The 21,044-nt window shown below is 73.5% G+C and carries 17 protein-coding genes; 12 read left to right on the top strand and 5 right to left on the bottom strand.

What is annotated here, in order from left to right; all coding sequences use genetic code 11:
- Positions 1 to 94 precede the first annotated feature (94 nt).
- The gene (locus ACZ5DC_RS16475) at positions 95 to 640 is read right to left on the bottom strand and encodes a GNAT family N-acetyltransferase (RefSeq protein WP_468653261.1); all 546 of its coding nucleotides are present in this window, start codon (positions 638 to 640) and stop codon (positions 95 to 97) included.
- Positions 641 to 680: 40 nt separating this feature from the next.
- On the opposite strand from ACZ5DC_RS16475, the gene thpR reads away from it, so the two are divergent.
- Positions 681 to 1,253 (top strand): RNA 2',3'-cyclic phosphodiesterase, encoded by a 573-nt coding sequence (gene thpR, locus ACZ5DC_RS16470; protein ID WP_468653259.1) that lies wholly within the window; start codon positions 681 to 683, stop codon positions 1,251 to 1,253.
- Positions 1,254 to 1,477: 224 nt separating this feature from the next.
- Here thpR and ACZ5DC_RS16465 read toward each other — a convergent pair whose 3' ends face one another.
- The 3 genes from ACZ5DC_RS16465 to ACZ5DC_RS16455 form a co-directional block, all read right to left on the bottom strand.
- Complete coding sequence (locus ACZ5DC_RS16465; protein WP_366749851.1) at positions 1,478 to 2,473, bottom strand: aldo/keto reductase; 996 nt, start codon at positions 2,471 to 2,473, stop codon at positions 1,478 to 1,480.
- A 56-nt stretch (positions 2,474 to 2,529) separates the two neighbouring features.
- The gene (locus tag ACZ5DC_RS16460) at positions 2,530 to 3,114 is read right to left on the bottom strand and encodes a Uma2 family endonuclease (protein WP_468653256.1); all 585 of its coding nucleotides are present in this window, start codon (positions 3,112 to 3,114) and stop codon (positions 2,530 to 2,532) included.
- Between the two features lie 87 nt (positions 3,115 to 3,201).
- A complete protein-coding gene (locus ACZ5DC_RS16455) occupies positions 3,202 to 3,885 on the bottom strand; it encodes a GDSL-type esterase/lipase family protein (RefSeq protein WP_468653254.1) in 684 nt (227 codons plus the stop codon).
- Positions 3,886 to 4,006: 121 nt separating this feature from the next.
- Between ACZ5DC_RS16455 and ACZ5DC_RS16450 the strand changes: the two genes are divergently transcribed.
- Positions 4,007 to 4,984, top strand: coding sequence for a TolB-like translocation protein (locus ACZ5DC_RS16450; RefSeq protein ID WP_468653252.1), 978 nt, complete (start codon positions 4,007 to 4,009; stop codon positions 4,982 to 4,984).
- A gap of 103 nt (positions 4,985 to 5,087) precedes the next feature.
- Here ACZ5DC_RS16450 and serC read toward each other — a convergent pair whose 3' ends face one another.
- Positions 5,088 to 6,206 carry a phosphoserine transaminase gene (serC, locus tag ACZ5DC_RS16445; protein ID WP_468653250.1) on the bottom strand — a complete coding sequence of 373 codons (1,119 nt, stop codon included), beginning with the start codon at positions 6,204 to 6,206 and terminating at the stop codon, positions 5,088 to 5,090.
- A 372-nt stretch (positions 6,207 to 6,578) separates the two neighbouring features.
- Here serC and ACZ5DC_RS16440 point away from each other — a divergent pair, with 372 nt between their 5' ends.
- The 10 genes from ACZ5DC_RS16440 (at position 6,579) to ACZ5DC_RS16395 (ending at position 21,039) form a co-directional block, all read left to right on the top strand.
- Positions 6,579 to 9,515, top strand: a complete 2,937-nt coding sequence (locus ACZ5DC_RS16440; RefSeq protein ID WP_468653550.1) for an FAD-binding and (Fe-S)-binding domain-containing protein — start codon at positions 6,579 to 6,581, stop codon at positions 9,513 to 9,515.
- Positions 9,512 to 10,285 (top strand): metallophosphoesterase family protein, encoded by a 774-nt coding sequence (locus ACZ5DC_RS16435; RefSeq protein WP_468653248.1) that lies wholly within the window; start codon positions 9,512 to 9,514, stop codon positions 10,283 to 10,285. Before ACZ5DC_RS16440 ends, ACZ5DC_RS16435 begins: the two co-directional genes overlap by 4 nt.
- A gap of 140 nt (positions 10,286 to 10,425) precedes the next feature.
- Entirely contained in the window at positions 10,426 to 11,559 is a 1,134-nt protein-coding gene (locus ACZ5DC_RS16430; RefSeq protein ID WP_468653246.1) for a lipid II:glycine glycyltransferase FemX, read from the top strand.
- A 167-nt stretch (positions 11,560 to 11,726) separates the two neighbouring features.
- A complete protein-coding gene (locus ACZ5DC_RS16425) occupies positions 11,727 to 11,855 on the top strand; it encodes a hypothetical protein (RefSeq protein ID WP_468653244.1) in 129 nt (42 codons plus the stop codon).
- A gap of 86 nt (positions 11,856 to 11,941) precedes the next feature.
- Complete coding sequence (locus tag ACZ5DC_RS16420; RefSeq protein WP_468653242.1) at positions 11,942 to 13,930, top strand: ABC transporter ATP-binding protein; 1,989 nt, start codon at positions 11,942 to 11,944, stop codon at positions 13,928 to 13,930.
- A 111-nt stretch (positions 13,931 to 14,041) separates the two neighbouring features.
- The gene (locus ACZ5DC_RS16415; RefSeq protein WP_468653240.1) at positions 14,042 to 14,989 is read left to right on the top strand and encodes an EamA family transporter; all 948 of its coding nucleotides are present in this window, start codon (positions 14,042 to 14,044) and stop codon (positions 14,987 to 14,989) included.
- Between the two features lie 148 nt (positions 14,990 to 15,137).
- Positions 15,138 to 16,850, top strand: a complete 1,713-nt coding sequence (locus tag ACZ5DC_RS16410) for an NAD-dependent malic enzyme (RefSeq protein WP_468653238.1) — start codon at positions 15,138 to 15,140, stop codon at positions 16,848 to 16,850.
- A 126-nt stretch (positions 16,851 to 16,976) separates the two neighbouring features.
- Positions 16,977 to 17,771 carry a TIGR03084 family metal-binding protein gene (locus tag ACZ5DC_RS16405; RefSeq protein ID WP_468653236.1) on the top strand — a complete coding sequence of 265 codons (795 nt, stop codon included), beginning with the start codon at positions 16,977 to 16,979 and terminating at the stop codon, positions 17,769 to 17,771.
- Positions 17,768 to 19,444 (top strand): acyclic terpene utilization AtuA family protein, encoded by a 1,677-nt coding sequence (locus ACZ5DC_RS16400; protein WP_468653234.1) that lies wholly within the window; start codon positions 17,768 to 17,770, stop codon positions 19,442 to 19,444. Before ACZ5DC_RS16405 ends, ACZ5DC_RS16400 begins: the two co-directional genes overlap by 4 nt.
- Complete coding sequence (locus tag ACZ5DC_RS16395; protein ID WP_468653232.1) at positions 19,441 to 21,039, top strand: acyl-CoA carboxylase subunit beta; 1,599 nt, start codon at positions 19,441 to 19,443, stop codon at positions 21,037 to 21,039. Before ACZ5DC_RS16400 ends, ACZ5DC_RS16395 begins: the two co-directional genes overlap by 4 nt.
- Positions 21,040 to 21,044: the final 5 nt, after the last annotated feature.

Here is a 21,044-nt window from a genome sequence, read left to right as displayed (position 1 = left end):
GGCGACCGGCCTGGTGCCGGCGCGCGTGGGCGGGCCGGCACAGCGGCCCTCCGCGGGTGCGGGAGCGCGGCGATGAGTCCGCCCGGCCGTCCCGTCAGCGCTCGCTCGGAGGGTCCTGGTCGACCCTCCGGGCCAGTACCTGTCCCGGCCAGTCGTCCGGGCCGTGGGTGTAGGTGTGCGTCGGGGTGAAGCCGTTGGCCTCGTAGTAGGCGACGAGCCGGCGGTCGCCGCCCGCGTAGCAGTCCACCCGGAGCAGGCCCGCGCCGGCCCGCCGGGTCACCTCGGCGGCGTGTGCGAGCAGCGCGCCGCCCACGCCCCGCCCCTTGAAGCGGCGGTCGGAGGCGAGCCAGTGGATGTACCGCTCGGGCTCGCCGGGCGGCGGGAGGTGGGACAGGTAGGCGCCGGGGCCGTCGGTCAGGGTGAGCGTGGCGGCGGGAACGCCGTCCACCTCGGCGATGTACGTGGTGCCCGCCTCCAGGGCGCCCGCGACCGCCTCGACGGTCCTGGTGTGCTCCGACAGCGGCTCGGTGCCCCACTGGCCGGTCCGGCCCTGTGAGACGAGCCACTCCACACTGCTGTCGAGCATGCCCAGTATCGCGGGCAGGTCGTCCGGGCCGCCCTCTCGGATGGTGATCGTCATCGGCCCATCATGCCCGCCGGGGTCTGCGATCGTGAGAGCCATGAGACTCTTCGCCGCCGTACTGCCGCCCGGGGACGTCGTGGAGGAACTCGCCGCCGAGGTGGACCGGCTGAGGCGGCTGCCGGACGCCGGCCGGCTGCGCTGGACCGCCCGCCCCGGCTGGCACTTCACCCTCGCGTTCTACGGCGAGGTCGCCGACGACGTCGTACCCGCCCTGGCGGACCGCCTGGCCCGCGCGGCCCACCGTACGGACCCCTTCCCGCTCTCGCTCGCCGGCGGCGGCCAGTTCGGCCGGGGCCGGGCGCTGTGGACGGGCGCCCGGGGGGACGTGGAGGCGCTGCGGCTGCTGGCCGACCGGGCGGAGGCGGCGGCCCGCAAGGCCGGTGTGCCGATGGGGGAGCACCGGCGGTACAAGGCCCATCTGACGCTGGCCCGCAGCCGGGACGCGGTGGACGTGCGGCCGTATGTGACGGACCTCGCGGAGTTCGCCGGCGCGACCTGGACCGTGGCCGACCTGGCGCTGGTGCGCAGCAGGCTGCCGACGTCCGGGGTGCCGGGGGAGCAGCCGCGGTACGAGGTGGTCGCGCGGTGGGCGCTGGGCGGAGCCGGTTAGTCTCGGATGCGTGGACCCGAAAACCCGGAACCGGATCATGGCCGGTGCGCTTGTGTTGATGTTCGTGGTGGTGGCCTTGGCGTCGGCCGTCAGGTAGCGGTGCGTCCGGGCGCCCCGGACGCGGGCACGGCGGCTGCTCCGGCGCCCGCGGGCCTTCCTCGGCCGGCCGCGCCCAGGCGGCGGGACCGCAGGTCGCATGCGGCCCCGCCACTCCTCGAGGGCGTCTACCAGGCGAACGCCTCCGGGGACGGCCCCGGGCCCGGGAAGATCTCGTCCAGGCCGGCCAGCAGGTCCTCGCCGAGCTCCAGCTCCACCGCCCGGAGGGCCGACTGGAGCTGTTCGGCGGTGCGCGGGCCGACGATCGGTCCCGTCACGCCGGGACGGGTCAGCAACCAGGCCAGGGCCACCTCGCCGGGTTCCAGGCCGTGCTTGTCGAGCAGGTCCTCGTAGGCCTGGACCTGCGCGCGGGCCGCCGGGTCCTTGAGGGTGTCCGCGGTCCGGCCCGAGGCGCGGCGACCGCCCCGCACCTCCTTCTTGATGACCCCGCCCAGCAGACCGCCGTGCAGCGGCGACCAGGGGATCACCCCGAGGCCGTAGTCCTGCGCGGCCGGGATGACCTCCATCTCGGCGCGCCGCTCGGCCAGGTTGTACAGGCACTGCTCGCTGACCAGGCCGATGGTGCCGCCGCGCCGGGCGGCGGCCTCGTTGGCCTGGGCGATCTTGTAGCCGGGGAAGTTGCTGGAACCGACGTAGAGGATCTTGCCCTGCTGGACGAGGACGTCGATCGCCTGCCAGATCTCCTCGAACGGGGTGCTGCGGTCGATGTGGTGGAACTGGTAGAGGTCGATGTAGTCGGTCCGCAGCCGCTTCAGGCTGGCGTCCACCGCGCGCCGGATGTTCAGCGCGGAGAGCTTGTCGTGGTTGGGCCAGACGGTCGCGCCGTCCGCGTCCATGTTGCCGTACACCTTGGTGGCGATGACCGTCTTCTCGCGGCGGCCGCCGCCCTTGGCGAACCAGTTGCCGATGATGGACTCGGTCCGGCCCTTGTTCTCGCCCCAGCCGTACACGTTGGCCGTGTCGAAGAAGTTGATGCCCGCGTCCAGCGCCGCGTCCATGATCGCGTGACTGTCGGCTTCGTCGGTCTGCGGACCGAAGTTCATCGTCCCGAGGACGAGCCGGCTGACCTTGAGTCCCGTGCGTCCTAGCTGCGTGTACTCCATGGTCCACCAGCCAACGACTTCGAGTGCGCTCTATGCAAGGGCCTGCGGGAGCGGGGTCAGTCGCGGGGGAAGTCGGCGGTTTTCAGGACGAGGTCGACGACGGTGCCGGTCAGGTCGACGTCGGTACCGAAGTCCACCCGGGTGCTCACGGCGTAGTCGCCGTCCTTGGGGTCGGTGTGGATGTGGCACCGCCGCTGGTAGGGGTCGGCGATGAGGTAGACGGGGACCTCGGCGGTGGCGTAGGCCGTCAGCTTGGGGCCGTAGTCGTTGTGCGCCGTGCCCCTGGAGACGACCTCTGCGACGAACTCGACGTCGTCACAACGCCAGAGCCCTCCGGGCGTCTTCTCGGCGCCCTCGGCGACGAGAGTGACGTCGGAGCAGAAGCCGTTGAGGTGGCCCGGATAGTCGATGCGGACGTCCGACTTGACGCGCTTGCGCGGGTACTTGGTGCGCAGTTGCTCGACGATGTCCAGGATGATCTCCCAGTGGGTGTCCCGCTGCGGCGTCATGAAGATGGCCCCCTCGACGATGTCGACCTTGTATCCCTCGGGGGTGGTCTGCTCAAGCGACTCGAACAGGGCGTCCAAAGTCAGCTCGTCGCTCTCCTCGGCCATCTCGATCCTGCCTTCGAGGACGGTCATCGTGGCGCTCCTCCCCGGCTGCCCACGCAAAGGTGCAGCCACGCAGTACAACGATAGGTACCGCAGCCTGGAGACGCTGGATTTGGGTCACCTTGTTCCCGCCACGTACGTCTGTCCGACCCCCCACGCCTCCCGCATCGCCCCCGCGAACGCCTCCGCTATCAGGCGCTCCCCGCGCGCGTTGGGATGCGTGCCGTCGTAGGTGTCGGTGCGCACGTCGTACCCCTCGGGCGGCGAGGCGAGCAGCAGCGGCGAGCGGGGCTCGTCCAGGTCGGCCACCGCCTTGGCGAGCAGCACGTTGAACCGCTCGACCTGCTCGGCGAAGGGCGCGTCGGCCGCCGCCCGGATGTTCGGGATGACCGGCAGCAGCACCATCCGGATGCGCGGGTCCGCCGCCCGGGCGCCCGCCACGAAGGCCCGTACGTTCTCCGCCGTCTGCTCGGCGTTCGTGTAGAAGCCGAGGTCGATCAGGCCCAGGGAGACCAGGAGGACGCCGGGGCGGTGGGCGCGCACCGCGTCGCCGATCAGCGGGGCCATGTGCAGCCAGCCCTCGCCCCAGCCCGCGAGGTGGGCGCGCGGGAAGGCGGGGTCGGCGTAGGCGAGGGACGTCGGGGCGTCGGCCTCCTTGTCGTACAGCGTCTCGCGCGGTCCGACGAAGGTGAACGGGCCGCCGTACGCCCCGCGCAGGTGCCGCCACAGCCGGTAACGCCATGTGTGTTCGCCCGCGCTCCCGATCGTCATGGAGTCGCCCACGGGCATGAACCTAAGCATCCGGTCATGATGGACGATCTCCCTGACGCAGGGGGACCGGTGGTGCCTGTGAGGCGGACCACGTCCCCGTCCACGGCGCCCGTGTGTCTCGAACCCCCGTTGGGAATGGCAGGCTTGGGGCATGCGTCGATCGTTCGCCGTCCTCGCCGGGTTGCTGCTCGCCGGTGCCTGCGCGCTGCCCGCCTCCGCCGACGGAACCGCCGACGGGGCGGGCGACCAGGGGTTCACCCTCAAGGACCCGCGGATCACCGAGTCCAGCGGGCTCGCCGCCTCCCGGCTGCACCCCGGCGTCTACTGGACGCACAACGACAGCGACGACGGGCCGTACCTCTACGCGGTGGACAGCGCGACCGGGAAGACCGTCGCCCGGATCACCCTGCGCGGGATCGGCTCACCGCGTGACGTCGAGGCCATCTCCATCGGGCCGCACAACGAGATCTACGTCGGTGACATCGGCGACAACTTCGGCGGCAGGTGGCCCTACGTGTGGATCTACCGGCTGCCCGAGCCGAAGAAGCTGACGGACCAGACGGTCACGGCCACGCAGTACGTCGTGAAGTACTCCGACGGGCCGCGCGACGCCGAGTCGCTCCTGGTCCACCCGAAGACCGGGCGCGTCTACATCATCGACAAGAAGGAGGACGGCGGGCACCTCTACGAGGGACCCGCCACCCTGTCCACCTCGGGCACGAACGTCTTCAAGCCCATCGCCGCCGTCGACCTGTGGGCCACCGACGCCGCCTTCTCCCCGGACGGCCGGGACCTCGCCGTGCGCGGCTACTTCGGCGGCATCCACTACCGCTGGAACGGCGGCCGCATCAAGCGCGAGGGACGCCTGGACGTCCCGTTGCAGGGGCAGGGGGAGTCCGTGTCGTACTCCGTCGACGGCACCAAGCTGATGTACGGCAGCGAGGGCGCGAACAGCGCCGTCCAGGCCGTCGACGCGCCCGGCCGGCCCGGCGCCGGGTCGTCCTCGGCGAAGGGGGGCTCCGGCACGTCCTCGGACGAGGGCGGCGGGGGCGGCCTGAAGGTCGGGGCCGTGATCGTCCTGGTCGGTGCGGCGGCCCTGTTCGGCCTGCGGCGACTGCGGCGCGGCTGACCGGGGCGGCATCCGCCCGGCGGCGGCGAAGGGGCGCCCCGAAACGACGAAGGGGCGCCCGGTGGTGCCGGGCGCCCCTTCGGTGAGCCGCGTCCGGGGACGGTCAGAGCTTCTCGATCACGTAGTCGACGCACTTCGTCAGCGCCTCGACATCCGCCGGGTCGATCGCCGGGAACATCGCGACGCGCAGCTGGTTGCGGCCGAGCTTGCGGTACGGCTCGGTGTCCACGACGCCGTTCGCGCGCAGCACCTTGGCGACGGCGGCGGCGTCGATCTCGTCGGAGAAGTCGATCGTGCCGATGACCTGCGAGCGCTTGGCCGGGTCCGAGACGAACGGGGTGGCGTACTTGGCCTCCTCCGCCCAGCCGTACAGCCGGGTCGAGGAGTCCTTCGTCCGGGCCGTGGACCAGGACAGGCCGCCCTGGCCGTTGAGCCACTCCAGCTGCTCGTTCAGCAGGAAGAGGGTGGCGAGGGCCGGGGTGTTGTACGTCTGGTTCTTGCGCGAGTTGTCGATCGCGGTCGGCAGGCTGAAGAACTCCGGGACGTGCCGTCCGGACGCGTGGATCCGCTCGGCGCGCTCGATCGCGGCCGGGGAGAAGACGCCGATCCACAGGCCGCCGTCGGAGGCGAAGGACTTCTGCGGGGCGAAGTAGTAGACGTCGGTCTCGGCGATGTCGACCGGGAGGCCGCCCGCGCCGGAGGTGGCGTCCACCAGGACGAGCGCGCCCTCGTCGGCGCCGGCCACGCGCTGGATCGGCATGGCGACACCGGTGGAGGTCTCGTTGTGGGTGAAGGCGTAGACGTCGACGCCGGCCTCGGCCCGCGGCTCCGGGTGGGTGCCGGGCTCGGAGGCGATGACGGTGGGCTCGGCCAGCCAGGGCGCGAGCTTGGCGGCCTTGGCGAACTTGGAGGAGAACTCGCCGAAGTTCAGATGCTGCGACTTGTTCTCGATCAGGCCGTGGGTGGCGATGTCCCAGAAGGCGGTGGAGCCGCCGTTGCCGAGGATCACCTCGTAGCCCTCGGGCAGGGAGAACAGCTCGGAGATGCCCTCGCGGACCTTGCCGACCAGGTTCTTGACGGGAGCCTGACGGTGGGAGGTGCCGAGCAGGGAGGTTCCGGTGGCGGCGAGGGCGTCCAGCGCCTCGGTGCGCACCTTGGAGGGGCCGGCGCCGAAACGTCCGTCGGCGGGCTTGATGTCTGCGGGAATCTGGATGTCGGCCACGGCACGAGGTTAGCCCGTGGCGGAGAGCGAGGTGGAGAGGTGTCCGTCCGATGAGACGAGATCACCGGGACGCGGACTTGTGAGGTTGTACGACGATACGTGCGGGCTTGTGGAAAACACGCGGTGACGGTGCGTGAGCGGATGCATCCTGGACGCATGACGGATCGAACGGGTGGTGCGGAGGCCGCCGGGGCAGCCGGGGCGGCGGGGAGCGGGTCCCGGGGTGCGTGGCGTGCCGGTGCCGCTGGGCTTGTCGGTGTCGGTGCCGGTGCCGGTGCCGAGGGCGACGGTGCCGCCGAGCTGGCCCGTGCGCTGCGCGGGGCCGTGCGCGGCGAGGTCGGGTTCGACGCCACCGCCCGGGCCCTGGTCACGATGGACGCGTCCAACTACCGCCGGGTGCCCCTCGGGGTCGTGGCCCCCAGGGACGCGGACGACGTGGCCGCCGTGCTGGAGGTGTGCCGGGCGCGCGGGGTGCCGGTGGTGGCGCGGGGCGGGGGCACGTCGATCGCCGGGCAGGCGACCGGCACCGGCGTGGTCCTGGACTTCACCCGGCACATGGCCGGCCTGCTGGAGCTGGACCCGGGCAGCCGCACGGCCGTCGTGCAGCCGGGGCTCGTGCTCGACCGGCTCCAGGAGGCCGCCGCACCGCACGGGCTGCGCTTCGGCCCCGACCCGTCCACGCACAGCAGGTGCACGCTCGGCGGGATGATCGGCAACAACTCCTGCGGTTCCCACTCGGTCGCCTGGGGCACGACCGCGGACAGCGTGCGGGAGCTGTCCGTGCTCACCGCGCGCGGGCAGCGGCTGCGGCTCGGGCCGGGCTGGGCGGGCGCCCCGGACGGGCTGCGGGAGCTGGCCGAGGGCGAACTGGCCCGGCTGCGCACGGGTTTCCCGGACCTGCCCCGCCGCATCTCCGGGTACGCGCTGGACGCGCTGCTGCCCGAGAAGGGCGCGGACGTCGCCCGCTCCTTCTGCGGCTCCGAGGGCACCCTGGGCATCCTCACCGAGGCCGTGGTCGGCCTGGTCGAGGCTCCGCGCGCGCGTGCCCTGGCCGTGCTGGCGTACGCCGACGAGAGCGCCGCCGCCGAGGCCGCCGCCGGCCTGCTGCCGCTGCGGCCGCTCACGGTGGAGGGCATGGCCGCCGACCTGGTACCGGCCGGCGCGGGCCTGCCCGCGGGAGGCGCCTGGCTGTTCGTGGAGACCGGCGGGCGGACGGCGGCGGAGGCACGCGCGCGGGCGCAGGAGATCGTGCGCGCCGCCGACGTCGTGTCGGCGCTGGTCGTCACCGACCCGGCGGAGCAGCGGACGCTGTGGCGCATCCGCGAGGACGCGTCCGGCACGGCCACCCGGATGCCGGACGGCACGGAGGCGTGGCCCGGCTGGGAGGACTGCGCGGTGCCACCGGCCCGGCTCGGCGCCTACCTGCGCGACTTCCGCGCCCTCCTCGCCGCCCACGGCCTGCGCGGCACGCCGTACGGCCACTTCGGCGACGGCTGCATCCACGTCCGCGTCGACTTCGACCTGCTCACCGAGGCCGGTGTCGGCCGCTTCCGCCGCTTCTCCGAGGAACTGGCCGACCTGGTGGTGGCCCACGGCGGCTCCCTCTCCGGGGAGCACGGCGACGGCCAGGCCCGCGCGGAACTGCTGCCCCGCATGTACGGCGAGGAGACGGTCCGGCTCTTCGAGCGGGCCAAGGCCCTCTGGGACCCCGACGACCTGCTCAACCCCGGCATGCTGGTCCGCCCGGCCCCGCTCGACGCCAACCTCCGCTTCTCCGTCCTGCCGGGCCGCCCGGTCGACGTCGCCTTCGGCTACCCGGCGGACGGCGGTGACTTCGCCGCGGCCGTCCGCCGCTGCGTCGGCGTCGCCAAGTGCCGTACGACCACGGCGGCCGGGCCCGCCGTGATGTGCCCCTCCTTCCGGGCCACCGGCGAGGAGGAGCACTCCACACGCGGCCGGGCCCGGCTGCTGCACGAGATGCTCGCGGGCGAGCTGATCACCGACGGCTGGCGGTCCCCTGAGGTCCGGGACGCCCTGGACCTGTGCCTGTCCTGCAAGGGCTGCCGCTCGGACTGCCCGGTCGGCGTCGACATGGCCACCTACAAGGCGGAGTTCCTGCACCACCACTACGCCGGCCGCCGCCGCCCCGCCGCCCACCACACCCTGGGCCGGCTCCCGGAATGGCTCCGCTGGACCGCCCGCACACGAACGGCCCCCCTGCTCAACGCCCTGGCCCGGGTGCGCCCACTGGCCGCCCTCGGCAAACGGCTGGCCGGGATCACCCCGGAACGGCAGATCCCGCGCCTGGCGACCCAGACGTTCACGGCGTGGTGGCACGACCGGGCTCCCTCGGAGGCTGCCGCAGGGATGCCGGGCGCTGACCTGCGTGTGCCGGATGCCGGCGGCTTGCCTGAGGCGGGTGCGGGGGGCCTGCCGGCGTCGGGTGCGGGGGAGCTGTCTGCGCCGGGTGCTGGAGATGTGCCCGAGCTGGGCGCCGAGGGCGGCGGAAACCTGGTCGTCCTCTGGCCGGACACCTTCACGGAGCACCTCGCGCCGTCCGTCGGCCGGGCCGCCGTGCGGGTGCTGGAGGCCGCCGGGCTGCGCGTGGCCCTGCCGCCGACGCTGCTGCTGCGCCGGGGAGCGATCGCGGACGGCAGGACCAGGGCGGCGACCGCGCTGCTCGCGGCCCGCCGGGCCCGGGTCTGCTGCGGACTGACCTACCTCTCCACCGGCCAGCTGGACCGCGCCCGCGACGTCCTGCGCCGCACCCTGGACCTGATGGAACCGGTGCTGGAGGCCGGGGCCCCGGTCGTCGTCCTGGAACCGAGCTGCGCCGCCGCCCTGCGCACCGACCTTCCGGAGCTGCTGCCCGGCGATCCGCGCGCCGCCCGGCTGGCCGCCGCCGTCCGCACCTTCGCCGAGACCCTGGAACGGCACGCCCCGCACTGGACCCCGCCCGCCGTCGGCCGCCCCGTCGCCGGCCAGACCCACTGCCACCAGCATGCGGTGCTCGGCGACGCCCCCGACCGCCGGCTGCGCACCGCCGCCGGCCTCACCGGCGAGCTGAGCGGAGGCTGCTGCGGCCTGGCGGGCAACTTCGGCTTCGAAAAAGGCCACTTCGAGGTCTCCCGGGCCTGCGCGGAGCAACAGCTCCTGCCCTCGGTCCGGCAGTCCCCGCCCGGCACACTGGTCATGGCGGACGGCTTCTCCTGCCGCACCCAGCTGGAACAGCTCGCCGGGGTCCGGGGCCGGCACCTGGCGGAGGTGCTGGCGGACGCGCTGGACTTCCGGGCGGGGGGTGCCGGGTGAACGAGGACGAGGAGTACACCCGCCTGGCGGTCCTCTCCGACATCCACGGCGTGCTGCCCGCCCTGGAGGCGGTCCTGGCGGAGCCCGAGGTGGCCGCCGCCGAGCGGATCGTCCTCACCGGGGACATCACGGCGGGCCCGCAGCCGGCCGAGGTACTGGACCTGCTGCGCGAGCAGGGCGACCGGGTGCTGTGGATCGGCGGCAACGCGGACCGGGAACTGGTGGAGTACCGGCGGGGCGAGCGCGCGGAGATCCCGGACCCCATCGGCCCGTACGCCGCCCGCGCGCTGCGCCCGGACCAGGTCGACTTCCTGGCCGCCCTGCCGCGCACCCGCACCCTGCGCGTGCGCGGACTCGGCCCGGTCCTCTTCTGCCACGCCACCCCGCGCGACGACGAGGAGGTGGTCCTGGTCGACTCGCGCCCGGCCCGCTGGGCGGAGGTCTTCGCCGGCCTGCCGCCCGGCATCGGCACGGTCGTCTGCGGCCACACCCACATGCCCTACGTCCGCCTGGCCCACGGCCGCCTGGTGGTCAACCCCGGCAGCGTCGGGATGCCCTACGGCCGTCCCGGCGCCCACTGGTGCCTCCTCGGCCCCGGCACCGACCTGCGCGTGACGCAGTACGACATACCTGCGGCGGTGGCCCGGCTGATCCGGGAGTGCGCCTACCCGGACATCGCCGCGTGGGCCGACTGCTTCCTGTACGCCCGGGCGACGGACACGGACGTGCTGGAGGCGTGGGGGCCGAAGGACGGACGGGACGCTTCGTAGGGTGAGGACACCGGCGATCTCCACGGACGCCGGCGGCACCGTCACCGACGCGGCGGCACCGAAGCGGCCGCCGGCACCGTCCTCACCGTCGTACCGGCCTCGCCCCGGGGACCGGCCCCGTGACCGAAGGAGCCCCGCCCATGTCGCTGACCCCCCGTCCCCTGACCCTGCGCCCCCTCACCCGTGCCGAGCACCTCGCCTTCGTGGCGGAGCGTCCCTCGGTCAGCCATCTGCAGGTGCCGTCGTGGGGGGACGTGAAACCGGACTGGCGGGCCGAGAGCCTGGGATGGTTCGAGGCGGACGGGCGGCTCGTGGGGGCCGGACTGGTGCTGCTGCGGCCGTTGCCCAGGCTGAAGCGGTATCTGGCCTACCTCCCCGAGGGGCCCGTCATCGACTGGGACGCGCCCGATCTGGAGCGCTGGCTGGAGCCGCTGCTGGCGCACCTCAAGGCCCGGGGTGCCTTCACGGTGAAGATGGGGCCGCCCGTGGTGGCCCGGCGGTGGAGCCCGGAGGCGGTCAAGGCCGCGATCGCCGACCCCGGCACGCACCGGCTGGGCGACGTACCGGCGACGTCCTGCGGGCCGGGCCTCGCGCTGGCCGAGCGGCTGCGCCGCATGGGCTGGCGGCAGACCGCGCCCGGCGGGGAGGAGGGCTTCGCCGCCGGGCAGCCCCGGTACGTGTGCCAGGTCCCGCTCGCGGACCGGTCCCTGGAGGACGTCCACCGCGGGCTCAACCAGCAGTGGCGGCGCAACATCAAGAAGGCCGAGAAGGCGGGCGTGAAGATCGTCCGGGGCGGAGCGGAGGACCTGCCGGTCTTCTACGGCCTCTACGCCGAGACCGCCGAACGGGACCGCTTCATCCCGCGCCCCCTGCCGTACTTCCAGCGCATGTGGGCCGCGCTGACCGCGGAGCACCCCGACCGGATGCGGCTCTACCTCGCCCACCACGACGGGGACGTCCTCGCCGCGGCCACCATGCTGATCGTCGGCGGGCACGTCTGGTACTCCTACGGCGCCTCCACCAGCCGTAAGCGCGAGGTGCAGCCCAACAACGCCCTGCAGTGGCGGATGATGTGCGACGCCCACGAACTCGGCGCGCACGTCTACGACTTCCGGGGCATCACGGACACCCTGGAGGAGTCCGACCACCTGCTCGGCCTGCTCCGCTTCAAGGTGGGCGCGGGCGGTGAGGCCGTCGAGTACGCGGGGGAGTGGGACTTCCCGCTGAACCGGCTGCTGCACAAGGCGTTCGACGTCTATCTGGCCCGCCGCTGAGGCCGCTCTCAGGTTCTCCGCCGAACTCCCAGCTTTTCCCAGGGGATTCACAGCGCCCCTTTGCCATTTTTGCCGTCCGGCGGCCCGAGAGGCGTGTAACTTCTTCGGTGTCGGGTTCCGGACGCGGAATTCAGCACCACAGGAAAAGCGCGACATTAGGAGTCGGAATGAGCTTCAAGAAGCTTTCCCCGCTGCCCCCCAAGTCCAGGACGAAGCAGCTCCCGCCGCCGCAGCCGAAGCCCAAGAAGCGCGCGCACCAGCCGCTTCCCCAGCCGCCGGCCGGCCGGGACCAGTGATCGGACGCTGAGCCGGAAGGGGTCGACGGTGCACCGTCGACCCCTTTTCCTCTTCCTCTGGGAAGGTGATTCGGAAAGGATTTCTGATGGCTGACGAGGGTGAAGAATTCGAGTACGGAACACCCGCTGTTCCCGCCCGTACCGCGTTCCGCCGTTTCTGGCCGCTGACCAAGGGGCTCAGGAAATGGCTGCTGGCCGTGTGGCTGTGCACCGTGCTCGCCGCGCTCGCGGAGACCGAGGCCATCCTGCTGTTCGGTGATCTCACCGACCACGCCCTCCAGCGGGGCTCGCTCGCCGCGTTCTGGAGCCCGGCCGCGCAGTGGCTGGGGATCGCGGTGGCCGGCGCGCTCGTCGCGTACGCGGGCAACTCGCTGGCCGCATGGGCCACCGAGCGCTTCGTGATGCGGCTGCGCGAGCACGTCTTCGACCACGTGCAGCAACTGCCCCCGCACTTCTTCCAGCGGCACCGCCAGGGCGATCTGCTCTCCCGGCTGACCGGCGACGTCGAGGCGATCGAGACGATGGTCGTGTCCGGCCTGGTCGGCGCCGCCTCGGCGGCCTTCTCCGCCCTCTTCTACGCCGCCGCCGCGTTCTGGCTGCGCTGGGACCTGGCCGCGGCCACCTTCGTCCTGGCCCCCCTGTTCTGGCTGGCCGCCCGCCGTTTCTCCGGCTCCATCAGGGACGTCTCCCGCGAGGGCCGGGTCGCCGACGGCGCGATCACCTCCGTGGTGGAGGAGTCCCTCGGCAACATCGTGCTCACCCAGGCGTACGACCGCCGGGACGCCGAGCGCCGCCGGCTGCGCGAGGAGGCGAGCGCCTGGTTCCGCGCCTCCGTCCGCTCCACCCGTCTGAACGAGGCCTACGAGCAGCTGGTCCAGGTCATCGAGACGGTGTGCGTGCTCGCCGTCATCGGCATCGGCGCCTGGGAGATCTCCACCGGCCGCATGACCCTCGGGCAGCTGCTGGCCTTCGCCGCCTTCCTCGGTTACCTCTATCCGCCCGTCCGCGGCCTCGCCCAGCTCGGCCTCACGGTCACCGCGGCCACCGCCGGCGCCGAACGCCTCATCGAGATCCTTGACGTGCACCCCTCGGTGGCGGACCCCCGCCACCACGCGCGGGTGGGCCGCCCGGACGGCACGGTGGAGGTGCGGGACGTCTCCTTCCGCTACCCCGGCGCGGAGACGGCCGCCCTCGACGACCTCTCCTTCCGGGTCAGCCCCGGCGAGCTGGTGATCGTCACCGGCCCGAGCGGAGCGGGCAAGTCCACGGTGGCCAAGCTGCTGCTGCGCTTCTACGACCCGGACCGCGGGGACGTCCTCCTGGACGGCGTGCCCGTGCGGGAGTTCCCGCTGGCCCGGCTGCGCGAGTACGTCACCCTGCTTCCGCAGGAAACCCTGGTGCTGCACGACACGGTGCGCGCCAACATCGCCTGCGGCCGGCCCGGCGCCAGCGACCAGGCGATCGAGCAGGCGGCGAAGGCGGCCGACGCCCACGACTTCGTCCTGCGGCTGCCCGACGGCTACGACACCCGGGTCGACACCCACTCGGCCCGGCTCTCCGGCGGCCAGCTCCAGCGCCTGGCCATCGCCCGCGCCATCCTGCGCGACGCGCCCGTCCTGGTCCTGGACGAACCGACCACCGGGCTGGACGCGCTGGCCGCCCGCCGCGTCGTCGAACCCCTGCGCCGGCTGATGGCCGGCCGGACGACCATCATGATCACGCATGACCTGAACCTCGCCCCGGACGCGGACCGCATCCTCGTCGTGGACCGGGGCCGCGTCGTGGAGAGCGGCCGCCACGGCGAACTCCTCGCCCGGGGCGGCGCCTACGCCCGGCTGCACCGCTCGCAGAACAACGCGGTGCTGGACACGGGGGAGCTGCGCATGCCGCTGTGGGAACAGCGGCGGACACCGGCGCCGCCGCACACGCCCGAGTACGGCGGACAGGGGTACGGCAACGGGTACGCCCACGGGCAGGAGGCGTACGCCCAGGCGCCCCCGGCGGCCTACGCTCCCAGGGCGTCCGCCCCGACGGCCCCGGTGTTGCGCGACCAGGAGGAGTGGCCGGGCGGCTGATCCCAGCATCCGGGACAGTCCCGTCAAGGGTTCACGCCCCTGTCGAAGTCCATTACCCTGGACCTGGTAGTACATCGAGATGCACGAATCCGACCAAGCCCAGGACCGCTCGTGACCGTCCCGCTCAGCACCACCACGCCGACCCCGACCACCTCGGGCGACGGCGCGCATCCGGCCGCCCCGCGCGGCCCGCTCGGCTCACTCGGACCCGTGGGGCTGGTGCTGGCCGGCGGGATCTCGGTCCAGTTCGGCGGCGCGCTGGCCGTCACGCTGATGCCCAGGGCCGGTGCCCTGGGCGTCGTCACCCTGCGCCTGCTCGCGGCGGCCGTCGTCCTCCTGCTCGTCTGCCGGCCCCGGCTGCGCGGGCACTCCCGGGCCGACTGGGGCACGGTCGTCGTCTTCGGCGTCACCATGGGCGCGATGAACGGCCTGTTCTACGAAGCGGTCGCCCGTATCCCGCTGGGCCCGGCGGTCACCCTCGAAGTCCTCGGCCCCCTGGCCCTGTCCGTCGTGGCCTCCCGCCGCGCGATCAACGCCCTGTGGGCCGGCCTGGCCCTCGCCGGCGTCTTCCTGCTCGGCGGCGGAGGCTTCGGCAAGCTGGACCCCACAGGTGTCGGCTTCGCCCTGGGTGCGGGCACCATGTGGGCTGCCTACATAGTCTTCAGCGCCCGTACGGGCCGACGCTTCCCGCAGGCGGACGGCCTGGCGCTGGCCATGGCGGTCGCGGCGCTCCTCTTCCTCCCCCTGGGCATCGCCGACGCCGGCGGCCGGCTCCTGAACCCCACCACCGTCGCCCTCGGCTCGGCGGTGGCCCTGCTCTCCTCGGTCCTGCCCTACACCCTCGAACTGCTGGCCCTGCGCCGGCTGCCGGCCCCGACCTTCGCCATCCTCATGAGCCTGGAACCGGCCATCGCGGCCACGGCCGGCTTCCTGATCCTCGGCCAGTCCCTCACCCCCACCGAGGCCGCGGCGATCGCCCTGGTCATCGCGGCGACGATCGGCGCGGTACGCACCCAGACCTCCCGGACGAAGGCCGGCCTGCGGGCTCCGGAAGCGTAGGGAGCGTCGTACCGGTCACTCATCGGAACGACGCTTCCCAGGCCCGTGCCCACGGGACTCCTCCCCGCTCACCCTGCGCGTCCCGCCCCTCTCCCGCACACTCCTGTGTGTGGCCTGAAGGGGCCCGGCCGGACGGAAGGCGGATCTCGTGACCGACGCTCGTGACACCCACCCCAGCCCGCTGAAGGTGACCGCCCGGGGCCGGGCCGTTCTCGCCGATCCCCGGATCAACCGCGGTACCGCCTTCACGGAGGAGGAGCGCCGCGCCCTCGACCTCGTCGGGCTGGTCCCACCCCGTGTGCTCACGCAGGACGAGCAGGCCGAACGCGCCTACGGCCAGTTCCGGGACCAGCCGGGCGACCTGGCCAGGAGCGTCAACCTGACCGCGCTGCACGACCGCAACGAGGTGCTGTTCTACCGGCTCGTCGGCGACCACCTCGAAGAGATGCTGCCCGTCGTCTACACCCCCACGGTGGGCACGGCGATCCGCCGGTACAGCACGGAGTACCGGCGCCCGCGCGGTGTCTACCTCTCCGTGGACGCCCCCGACGACATCGAACGCTCCCTGCGCGCGCACGGCCTGGGCGCCGACGACGTCGACCTGATCGTGGCCACCGACGGCGAGGGCATCCTCGGCATCGGCGACTGGGGCGTCGGCGGCATCGACATCGCCGTCGGCAAGCTCGCCGTCTACACGGCCGCCGCCGGCATCGACCCGCGCCGCACCCTGCCCGTCATGCTCGACGTCGGCACCAACCGCCGGGAACTCCTCGACAACCCCCTCTACCTCGGCAACCGCCACCCGCGCGCCGACCGCGAGGCCTACGACGCCTTCATCGACGCCTACGTCACCACCGCGACCCGGCTCTTCCCGCACGCCCTGCTGCACTGGGAGGACTTCGGCACCGCCAACGCCCGCCGCATCCTCGACCGCTACCGCGACCAGGTCTGCACCTTCAACGACGACATCCAGGGCACCGGCGCCGTCAACCTCGCCGCCGTCCTGTCCGGCGTCCGCGCCACCGGCACGCCCCTGCCCGAGCACCGGATCGTCGTCTTCGGCGCCGGTACCGCCGGCATCGGCGTCGCCGACCAGTTGCGCGACGCCCTGATCGCCGAGGGCCTGTCCGCCGAGCAGGCCACCGCCCGCTTCTGGTGCGTGGACCGGTACGGCCTGCTCACCACCGACCAGGGCGACCGGTTGCGGGACTTCCAGAAGCCGTACGCCCGCCCCGCCGACGAGGTCGACGACTGGCGCCGGGACGAGGACCTGCCCGGCGTCCCGCTGGACGAGGTGGTCCGCCGGGCCCGCCCGACCATCCTGATCGGCACCTCCGGCCAGGGCGGCTCCTTCACCCAGGAGATCGTCCGCGAGATGGCCCGGCACACCGAGCGCCCGATCATCCTGCCCATGTCCAACCCGACCGACCTCGCCGAGGCCACCCCCGCCGACCTGCTCGACTGGACCGACGGCAAGGCCCTGGTGGCCACCGGCAGCCCCTTCGCCCCGGTGGAGCGGGACGGCACGACGTACGAGATCGGCCAGGCCAACAACGCGCTGGTCTTCCCCGGCCTCGGCCTCGGTGTGATCGTCGCCCGCGCCTCCCGGGTCACCGACCGCATGCTGCGCGCGGCGGCCGACGCGGTGGCCCGCCGGACCGGTGACACGGAGGTCGCCCGTTCCGGCGCGCCGGTCCTGCCGCCGATCCGGGACCTGCAGGCCACCTCGGAGGCGGTCGCCGTGGCCGTGGCCCGCGTGGCGGTGGAGGAGGGTGTCGCCCGGACCGGCCTCGACGACTGCGAGGCGGCGGTCCGGGCCGCCCGGTGGGAGCCGGTGTATCCGCCGGTGGAAGCGGTGTGACCCCGGGTCCGGGCGGAGCGGGCCGAGCCGCCCGGACCGTTGGTCTCCCCGTGCCGGGGTCCTGCCGGCCATCAATTCATGCAAGCATGCTTGATTGTTTCTCCCCCCGCTGCCATGCTCCCCCTCATGGCCGACCCGACGCCCGTCATCGACGACCTGCGTGCCGAGAGCGGTGAACTCGACCGGCTCGTAGCAGAGTTGAGCCCCGAGCGGTGGGCCCTTCCCACCCCGGCGCCCGGCTGGACCGTCGCCCACCAGATCGCGCACCTCGCCTGGACCGACCGCTCGGCCCTGCTGGCCGTCACCGACGCCGACGCCTTCCGGGCGCTGGTCGAGAGGGCGCTCGCCGCACCCGAAGCGTTCGTGGGCGAGGGGGCGGAGGAGGGCGCCGTACTCCCGCCCGCCGACCTGCTGGCGGCCTGGCGCGGCGGACGCACCGCCCTCGACCGGGCCCTGCGCGACGCACCGGCCGGTGCCCGTTTCCCCTGGTACGGCCCGCCCATGTCGGCCGCCTCCATGGCCACCGCCCGACTGATGGAGACCTGGGCCCACGGGCTGGACATCGCCGACGCGCTGGGTGTGGTGCGCCCACCCACCGACCGGCTCCGGCATGTGGCCCGGCTCGGCGTGCGCACCCGTGACTTCGCCTTCGGAGTGCACGGGCTGACCCCGCCGGCCGAGGAGTTCCGGGTCGAACTGACCGCGCCCTCCGGCCAGGTGTGGGCATACGGCGACGAGCGCGCCGCCCAGCGCGTCACCGGTCCCGCCCTCGACTTCTGCCTCCTGGTCACCCAGCGCGCCCACCGGGACGACCTCGCGCTGACGGCCGCGGGCCCGGACGCCGACCGCTGGCTCGGCATCGCCCAGGCCTTCGCGGGCCCGCCCGGCACCGGCCGCCCGCCGAAGGGGGCCGGCCGGTGAACCCGCTGCGCGTCGGCAACTTCTCCGGCTTCTACGGCGACCGCGCGGACGCCCTGCGCGAGATGCTCACCGGCGGCGAGGTCGACGTCCTCACCGGTGACTACCTCGCCGAACTCACCATGCTCATCCTCGGCCGCGACCGGCTGAAGGACCCGGCCGCCGGCTACGCCCGCACCTTCCTGCGCCAGCTGGAGGACTGCCTGGGCCTCGCCCGCGAACGCGGCGTACGGATCGTCACCAACGCCGGCGGCCTCAACCCCGCCGGACTCGCCGGCCGGATACGGGAGCTGGCGGACCGGCTCGGCATCCCGGCGCGGGTCGCGCACGTCGAGGGCGACGACCTGACCGCCGCCCACCCGGGCGCCCTCGCCGCCCACGCCTACCTCGGCGGCTTCGGCATCGCCGCGTGCCTGCGGGCCGGCGCCGACGTGGTGGTCACCGGCCGGGTGACCGACGCCGCGCTCGTCACCGGCCCCGCCGCCGCCCACTTCGGCTGGGGGCCGGCGGACCACGACCGCCTCGCCGGCGCCGTCGTCGCCGGTCACGTGCTGGAGTGCGGGACCCAGGCCACGGGCGGCAACTACGCGTTCTTCGGCGAGGGGGACGTACGGCGTCCCGGCTTCCCGCTCGCCGAGGTCCACGCCGACGGCACCAGCGTGATCACCAAGCACCCGGGCACCGGCGGCTTCGTGGACGTGGGCACGGTCACCGCGCAACTGCTGTACGAGACCGGCGGCGCCCGCTACGCCGGACCCGACGTCACCGCCCGGCTGGACACCGTACGGCTGAGCCAGGACGGACCGGACCGGGTGCGGATCGAGGGGGTGCGCGGGGAGCCGCCGCCGCCCACGCTCAAGGCCGGGGTCAACCGGCTCGGCGGCTTCCGCAACGAGGTCGTCTTCGTCCTGACCGGACTCGACATCGAGGCCAAGGCGGCCCTGGTGCGGGAGCAGCTCGCCGGCGCGCTCGCCAAGTCGCCCCCGCGGGACGTCCGCTGGGAACTGGTGCGCACCGACCGGGCCGACGCGGACACCGAGGAGACGGCCAGCGCGCTGCTGCGGCTCGTCGTCCGGGACCCGGACCAGCGGGTCGTGGGACGGGCGCTCAGCGGGGCCGCCGTGGAACTGGCCCTCGCCAGCTACCCGGGCTTCCATGTGCTCGCCCCACCCGGAAAGGGCTCCCCCTATGGGGTGTTCGAGGATGTGTACGTACCCCATGGGGACGTCGACCACAGGGCCGTCCTCCACGACGGACGCCGTGTCCCCGTGCCGCCGCCCCAGGACACCCGGCCCCTCGACGCCGTGCCGCCCCCGCCCCTCCCGCAGCCCCTCCCGCCCGGCCCGGTCCGCCGGGCGCCCCTCGGCCTGGTCGCCGGGGCGCGCAGCGGGGACAAGGGCGGGAACGCCAACGTGGGGGTGTGGGCGCGGTCGGACGAGGCCTGGCGGTGGCTCGCCCGCACCCTGACCACCGACGCCTTCCGTCAGTTGCTGCCCGAGACCCGCGACCTGCCCGTCACCCGGCACCCGCTGCCGAACCTGCGCGCGCTCAACTTCGTCGTCGAGGGCATCCTCGGCGCCGGAGTCGCCGCGCAGGCCCGCTTCGACCCGCAGGCCAAGGCCCTCGGCGAATGGCTGCGCTCCCGCCACCTGGACATCCCGGAGACTCTGCTGTGACGGTTCTGCGGACCACTGTCGACCCCACCGGCCCCGACCACCAGGCCCACCGCGCGGCCATGCTCGCCAAGCTCGCCGAGCTGGAGGCCGAGCACGCCAAGGCGCTCGCGGGCGGCGGTGAGAAGTACGTCCGGCGGCACCGCTCGCGCGGCAAGCTGCTGCCCCGCGAGCGCATCGAGCTGCTGCTGGACCCCGACACCCCGTTCCTGGAGCTGTCCCCGCTGGCCGCCTGGGGCAGCGAGTACCCCGTCGGCGCGTCCCTCGTCACCGGGATCGGCGTGGTCGAGGGCGTGGAGTGCCTGATCACCGCCAACGACCCGACCGTGCGCGGCGGCGCCAGCAACCCGTGGAGCCTGAAGAAGGCCCTCCGCGCGAACGACATCGCGCTCGCCAACCGGCTGCCCTGCATCAGCCTGGTGGAGTCGGGCGGCGCCGATCTGCCGTCACAGAAGGAGATCTTCATCCCCGGCGGCGCCATCTTCCGCGACCTCACCCGGCTCTCCGCCGCCGGCATCCCGACCATCGCCGTCGTCTTCGGCAACTCCACCGCCGGCGGCGCCTACATCCCCGGCATGTCCGACCACGTGATCATGGTCAAGGAGCGCGCGAAGGTGTTCCTCGGCGGGCCGCCGCTCGTGAAGATGGCCACCGGCGAGGAGAGCGACGACGAGTCGCTGGGCGGCGCCGAGATGCACGCGCGCGTGTCCGGTCTCGCCGACCACTTCGCCCTGGACGAGCCGGACGCGCTGCGCCAGGCCCGCCGGGTCGTGGCCCGCCTCAACCACCGCAAGGCGTACCCGGACCCCGGCCCGGCCGAGCCCCCCAAGCACGACCCCGAGGAGCTGCTGGGCATCGTCCCCGGGGACCTGAAGATCCCGTTCGACCCGCGCGAGGTCATCGCCCGTGTCGTGGACGGCTCCGACTTCGACGAGTTCAAGCCGCTGTACGGCACCAGCCTGGTCACCGGCTGGGCGGCCCTGCACGGCTACCCGGTCGGCATCCTGGCCAACGCCCGGGGCGTCCTCTTCAGCGCCGAGTCGCAGAAGGCCGCCCAGTTCATCCAGCTCGCCAACCAGCGCGACATCCCGCTGCTGTTCCTGCACAACACCACCGGCTACATGGTGGGCAGGGAGTACGAGCAGGGCGGGATCATCAAGCACGGCGCGATGATGATCAACGCGGTCAGCAACAGCAGGGTCCCGCACCTGTCGGTCCTCATGGGCGCGTCGTACGGCGCCGGGCACTACGGCATGTGCGGCCGGGCCTACGACCCCCGCTTCCTGTTCGCCTGGCCCAGCGCCAAGTCCGCCGTCATGGGCCCGCAGCAGCTCGCCGGCGTGCTGTCGATCGTCGCCCGGCAGTCGGCGGCGGCCAAGGGGCAGCCGTACGACGAGGACGCGGACGCGGCCCTGCGCGCCATGGTGGAGCAGCAGATCGAGTCCGAGTCGCTGCCCATGTTCCTGTCCGGGCGGCTGTACGACGACGGCGTCATCGACCCGCGCGACACCCGCACCGTCCTCGGCCTGTGCCTCTCCGCCCTGCACACCGCGCCCTACGAGGGCGCGCGCGGCGGCTTCGGCGTCTTCCGGATGTGAGGGAT

It is taken from the genome of Streptomyces sp. NPDC031445 (genome assembly GCF_055581365.1).
The sequence above is the reverse complement of the archived record's forward strand: the minus strand, read 5'-3'. Positions and strand labels throughout refer to the sequence as shown.

Bases quoted from the DNA above. Each gene is read 5' to 3' on its own strand.
- ACZ5DC_RS16475 (WP_468653261.1), bottom strand. From the start codon at position 640: ATGACGATCACCATCCGAGAGGGCGGCCCGGACGACCTGCCCGCGATA.
- thpR (WP_468653259.1), top strand. From the start codon at position 681: ATGAGACTCTTCGCCGCCGTACTGCCGCCCGGGGACGTCGTGGAGGAA.
- ACZ5DC_RS16465 (WP_366749851.1), bottom strand. From the start codon at position 2,473: ATGGAGTACACGCAGCTAGGACGCACGGGACTCAAGGTCAGCCGGCTC.
- ACZ5DC_RS16460 (WP_468653256.1), bottom strand. From the start codon at position 3,114: ATGACCGTCCTCGAAGGCAGGATCGAGATGGCCGAGGAGAGCGACGAG.
- ACZ5DC_RS16455 (WP_468653254.1), bottom strand. From the start codon at position 3,885: ATGCTTAGGTTCATGCCCGTGGGCGACTCCATGACGATCGGGAGCGCG.
- ACZ5DC_RS16450 (WP_468653252.1), top strand. From the start codon at position 4,007: ATGCGTCGATCGTTCGCCGTCCTCGCCGGGTTGCTGCTCGCCGGTGCC.
- ACZ5DC_RS16440 (WP_468653550.1), top strand. From the start codon at position 6,579: ATGGACGCGTCCAACTACCGCCGGGTGCCCCTCGGGGTCGTGGCCCCC.
- ACZ5DC_RS16430 (WP_468653246.1), top strand. From the start codon at position 10,426: ATGTCGCTGACCCCCCGTCCCCTGACCCTGCGCCCCCTCACCCGTGCC.
- ACZ5DC_RS16425 (WP_468653244.1), top strand. From the start codon at position 11,727: ATGAGCTTCAAGAAGCTTTCCCCGCTGCCCCCCAAGTCCAGGACGAAG.
- ACZ5DC_RS16420 (WP_468653242.1), top strand. From the start codon at position 11,942: ATGGCTGACGAGGGTGAAGAATTCGAGTACGGAACACCCGCTGTTCCC.
- ACZ5DC_RS16405 (WP_468653236.1), top strand. From the start codon at position 16,977: ATGGCCGACCCGACGCCCGTCATCGACGACCTGCGTGCCGAGAGCGGT.